Annotated in this window: 1 protein-coding gene; it reads left to right on the top strand. The window is 36.8% G+C overall.

Features of this window, described 5'->3' with window-relative positions; translation table 11 throughout:
* The first annotated feature begins 133 nt into the window (after nucleotides 1-133).
* Nucleotides 134-1,147, top strand: coding sequence for a hypothetical protein (locus Q0192_RS02035; RefSeq protein ID WP_299285316.1), 1,014 nt, complete (start codon nucleotides 134-136; stop codon nucleotides 1,145-1,147).
* Nucleotides 1,148-1,222 lie beyond the last annotated feature (75 nt).

Below are 1,222 nucleotides of genomic sequence, written 5' to 3'. Positions count from 1 at the left end.
AAAGTTTGTGATCGCTAAAGGCTGATACTGATTTTTAGGCGGTAAAAGAAGTATGCGTTAAAACAATGCTTCTTTTATTGATACTAAAATTACAACAAGCAATTAATTTATATTAAATCATTTTCAGCCAACCATGACCATCTCAACCCCAATCCCTAAAAATGTATGGTTTACTGCATTAATTGCTTCGACCATATTATTCGGCGGCCTGTTTTTATTGCAGCATGTACCGCTGATGAAAAGAGATGCAGTTGCAACTGCATTATTGGCAGATATGGTCCTAACTTTTCCTTTAGCTTATTATTTTTTGCTAATTCGGCCATTACAACTTAGAAAGTGGAGCATGGTATTTGTTTTTACTTGTTGTTGTGCCGTAGCTTATCTCACTTTGCCTGTTCATCAAAAGTATTATGTGCTGCAACTGCGTAAGCTTTCTGAACTGATAGAGCTTAGCGTAATCTTATACGCAATTAGTAAAATCAGAAAAATAATTGCTGCGTTTCGGGAATCAGAAGCTGCTTTCCCTGATTTTGCTTATAACTTGTACCAAAGTATAGCAACCGTGTTGGGAAATGGCACGGCAATAAAACTTTTAGCTTCCGAACTGATCGTGTTAAGGTTTGGGTTGCTTTGCTGGAAAAAGCCAGGCAAAAATCCAAAAGCGATCAGCCGTTACACCGTTTATAAAGAATCTGGTTATTCGGCTTTGTTTGGCGTTTTACTGTTTGTTTTGTTGATCGAAATTTTTGCATTTCATTTACTGCTGGTTCAATACAGCAGAGTTGCCGCCATCATAGTTAGTTTAGTAAGTGTTTACGGAATGATTTTTATCATCAGCGATCTTTCCGCTACCGTAAAAAGTCCGGTGCTAATAATGAAAGACAAATTATTGTTGCGGGTAGGATACCGTTGGCGCACAATAGTTAACACCAACAATATTGCATCAGCCGAAAAGATCAATGATAATTACCAGCCTGATAAAAATTGTTTTAAAGGCGGCATCACCAAAAACAGTGTGAATGTGTTGCTCACTTTTAAACATCCTGTAAGCGTTGAACGGAGTTACAGAAAACCGGTAACTGCCGATAAAATCATCATGAGTATTGACAATGTAGATGATTTTATAAAAGACGTTGAAGCGGTTTAAAATTTGTCCTTGCTGTTGTTATGCTTCTTTTACCACCTAAAAATTGAGAAATAGGTACAGTTTTAATTTTTGGCT

Origin of the sequence: uncultured Mucilaginibacter sp. (assembly GCF_937859865.1) — a bacterium.
Classification (GTDB): Bacteria; Bacteroidota; Bacteroidia; order Sphingobacteriales; family Sphingobacteriaceae; genus Mucilaginibacter_A.
The sequence above is the reverse complement of the archived record's forward strand: the minus strand, read 5'-3'. Positions and strand labels throughout refer to the sequence as shown.

What these genes read in the sequence shown, in the direction of transcription:
- Q0192_RS02035 (WP_299285316.1), top strand. Translation starts at nt 134, where the DNA reads ATGACCATCTCAACCCCAATCCCTAAAAATGTATGGTTTACTGCATTA.